3 protein-coding genes and 1 pseudogene are annotated in these 2925 nt (G+C 73.0%); 1 reads left to right on the top strand and 3 read right to left on the bottom strand.

Annotation, left to right across the window (positions count from 1 at the left end):
• Positions 1-296, bottom strand: a pseudogene (locus ACJA3G_RS34235) (hypothetical protein); the annotation flags it as partial.
• 216 nt (positions 297-512) lie between these two features.
• Complete coding sequence (locus tag ACJA3G_RS34230) at positions 513-1424, bottom strand: NAD(P)-dependent oxidoreductase (RefSeq protein WP_406556927.1); 912 nt, start codon at positions 1422-1424, stop codon at positions 513-515.
• Between the two features lie 83 nt (positions 1425-1507).
• On the opposite strand from ACJA3G_RS34230, the gene ACJA3G_RS34225 reads away from it, so the two are divergent.
• The gene (locus tag ACJA3G_RS34225; protein ID WP_406556926.1) at positions 1508-1879 is read left to right on the top strand and encodes a winged helix-turn-helix transcriptional regulator; all 372 of its coding nucleotides are present in this window, start codon (positions 1508-1510) and stop codon (positions 1877-1879) included.
• A gap of 115 nt (positions 1880-1994) precedes the next feature.
• Here the strand turns inward: ACJA3G_RS34225 and ACJA3G_RS34220 are convergent, their stop codons facing one another.
• The gene (locus tag ACJA3G_RS34220; RefSeq protein WP_406556925.1) at positions 1995-2882 is read right to left on the bottom strand and encodes an endolysin; all 888 of its coding nucleotides are present in this window, start codon (positions 2880-2882) and stop codon (positions 1995-1997) included.
• Positions 2883-2925: the final 43 nt, after the last annotated feature.

Genomic DNA, 2925 nt, shown 5'->3' with positions numbered 1-2925 from the left:
TCGTACGGCCGGCCGCTCAGGTGCACGGCCACCGGGCCGCCCAGGGCCTCGGCGATCTCCTCGGGGGTGCCCTCGGCGTCGGCGGGGTGGACGCCGGCCGCCGCGGCGCCGGGGACACCCGGGCCGGTCCGTCCCGTCAGGACGGCCCGGCCGCGCAGTTCGACGACGCGCGCGAGCACGTCGGCGGTCAGCAGCACCCGCAGCCCGGTGAGGTCCCCCGGGCCGTCGGCCCGCGGCACATGGGCACAGATCCGCAGCGGACCCCGGCCGACGAGATGATCGAAGATGCGCAGCACACCCCCGAGCCTAGGCGTTCACCCGCCCACGGACAGGGAGTGGTGCCGCCGCACCCGGCACGTGCCCGAAAACGATCGCCCGCGGGCCGGGGCGGCGGGCGGGTTATGTGGGTCGGGTCGGCGGGCCGGGTCACGCACGAGACCGTCCGCCGACCGGGCGTCACGGTCGACGCGGCACGGGACCTGTCCCGGTACCGGCCCCGTTCCCGTTCCCGCTCAGCGCGGCTCCCGGATGCCGTCGATGATGCGGGTCCAGTTGTCGCCGCCGTGTCCGTCCGCGAGCGCGCGCCGGTAGTGGCTCCGCACGGCCAGCGGGAGCGCGAGGTCGAGGCCGAGTGAGGTGCTGGTCTCGACGATGTGGTCGGCCGTCGCCCCCATCATGGTCACCGTGCTGAGATCGCCGGGGTGCTCCCCGGCGTCGAGCGCGGCCCCGGGCCGGGCCTCACCGGCCCTCAGGATGGCACCGATCGAGTCGGCGGAGGCGAGCAGCTCGGGGAGCGCTTCCCCCGCCTTCATCCCCGCGGTGCCCAGCATGGCGGTGGCGTGCATCAGCGCGGACAAGGTCGTGAGGAACACCGCCAGTTGGGCCTGGTACATCATCTGGGCGAGGCCCGGGTCCTCGCCCAGGTACTTCGGTGTGCCGAGCAGTGCCAGCGCCTCCCGGTGGCTCTCCATCGCCTCCTGCGGGCCGCTGTAGTAGACGTGGGCCGCGTCCGTGCCGACCATCGGCGCGGGGACCATGACGCCTCCGGTGAGGAAGGCGGCACCGTGGCCGGCCGCCCACTTCGCCGCCTCGCGGGTGCGGTCGGGAGTGTCGGAGCTCAGGTTGACGAGGGTCCTGCCCGCGAGCGATCCGGTGGCGCCGTCGAGTACGTCGTACATGGCCCGGTAGTCGGTGAGGCTGAGGATCACGAGGCCGCTCGCCTCGACGGCCTCGGCGGCCGTCCCGGCGAGCTTGGCTCCGTCGGCAACGACACCGTCGGCCCGGGCGGAGGTGCGGTTCCAGACGGTCACCGGATGCCCGGCGGTGAGGAGGGTGCGTGTCATCGCCCGGCCCATCGGACCGAGTCCGATCACGGTGACAGCGCTGTTGTGCCTGGAGGGAGTTGGGTTGTGTTGTTCGTTCACCCCTCCATGCTCGGAGAGCGCCACTATTCTCGGAAGTACCCACTATTTTCTGCGGTACTTACCTTTAAGTAAGGGGGCTGGGGATGGCCAGGGCGCCGAGGAGCGGACCGTACATCTGCGGCATCGACGCCGCGCTCGACGTGGTCAGCGGCAAGTGGAAGGGGCTGATCCTCTGGGAGTTGGAAGCCCACGGCGTACGCCGTTTCGCCGAACTGCGCCGCGGTCTGCCGGGAGTGAGCGAGAAGATGCTGACGCAGCACCTGCGCGAGATGGAGGCGGACGGACTCGTGCACCGGAAGGTCTACGCCGAGGTGCCGCCGCGGGTGGAGTACTCCCTGACCGAGCACGGACGCACCCTCAACCGCGCGCTCGGGGCGCTCGGCGCCTGGGGGTCGGAGCGGATGGCCCGCGAGGGCCTGGAGACGGTGGACGTGACCTCGGCCCCGAACGGCTGAGCGTCCGGCCCGTCCATGCCGTCCATGGGGGGCGGCGGTCCCGGCGGTCGTCGCCGTGCTCGCGATCGACCGCCGGAACCCGTGGGCCGTACGGTTCCCCCCGGGAGCGGACGCGTCAGACGACCGTGAAGCCGTGGCGGGCGCCGAGCCGGGTGAGCGAGTCACGGCCGGGGATGCCGTCCGCGTCGGGTCCCGAGTAGCCGCACCGCCGCTGCCAGGCGGCGTACGCCGTCTTCGTCTTGGTGCCGAAGGAGCCGTCCACCCAGGTGGCGCTGAGCAGCCCCTCGGCCTGGAGGGCGCGCTCGACGACCAGGACCTCGCCGCGGTACGTGGTGCCGCCCTGCGGGAGGCCGGGGTCGCGCCGGGCCGCGGCGACCACATGGGCCAGCGAGACCTTCGCCGTCGGCGGGGCCCCGGTGAACTGGGGCCAGGAGCCGGGGTCCTGGTGGGTGTTCTCCGGCACGTGCTGGTGTCCGTACCAGCCGCCGCGCGTCTCCCAGACGTGCTCGTCGCGGTGGGAGGTGAAGTCGACCGGCCGCCCCATCGGCCAGGTGTCGGGTACGCCCCAGGAGCGCACCCAGGCGTTCAGGGCCGCCCAGCCGGCGCACGGGGTGTCGACGAGTCTGGCGTAGACCTTGCCGCCCACCCGGCAGTACGGGAAGAAGTGCGCCTCGATCTGGATGACGACGGTGCCGGCCCGGTTGGTCCGGGTGCCGCCGGACAGGTCGACCAGGGACTTGGAGCGCGAGTTCGCCGGGAAGAACTGGGTGAACGCGCCGGTGAAGGGCGACCAGAGCAGGTGCGGGGCGGACCCCTTGCCGTCGGGGTTGCGGCCGAACCAGTCCTGAAGGTTGCCGTACGGCACCTGGTCCTGCGGGTGGGCGGCGGTGGCGTTCTTGTCCCAGGTGATGTGGGCGATCGCCTTGGCGGGGTAGGCGCTGTCGGTGGGGGCGTGGTCGCCCACGTCGATGCGTGCTGCGCCGGGCAGCCAGAGATCTGGCATCGGTGCCTCCAGAACGGAGCCCCGGCCGTGCGGGGGCCCGTGG

Origin of the sequence: Streptomyces sp. YS-3 (assembly GCF_045257485.1) — a bacterium.
Lineage (GTDB): Bacteria > Actinomycetota > Actinomycetes > Streptomycetales > Streptomycetaceae > Streptomyces.
This window is presented reverse-complemented; position numbering and strand designations above follow the sequence as displayed.

Coding starts and splice junctions, on each gene's coding strand:
- ACJA3G_RS34220 (WP_406556925.1), bottom strand. CDS start 2,882: ATGCCAGATCTCTGGCTGCCCGGCGCAGCACGCATCGACGTGGGCGAC.
- ACJA3G_RS34225 (WP_406556926.1), top strand. CDS start 1,508: ATGGCCAGGGCGCCGAGGAGCGGACCGTACATCTGCGGCATCGACGCC.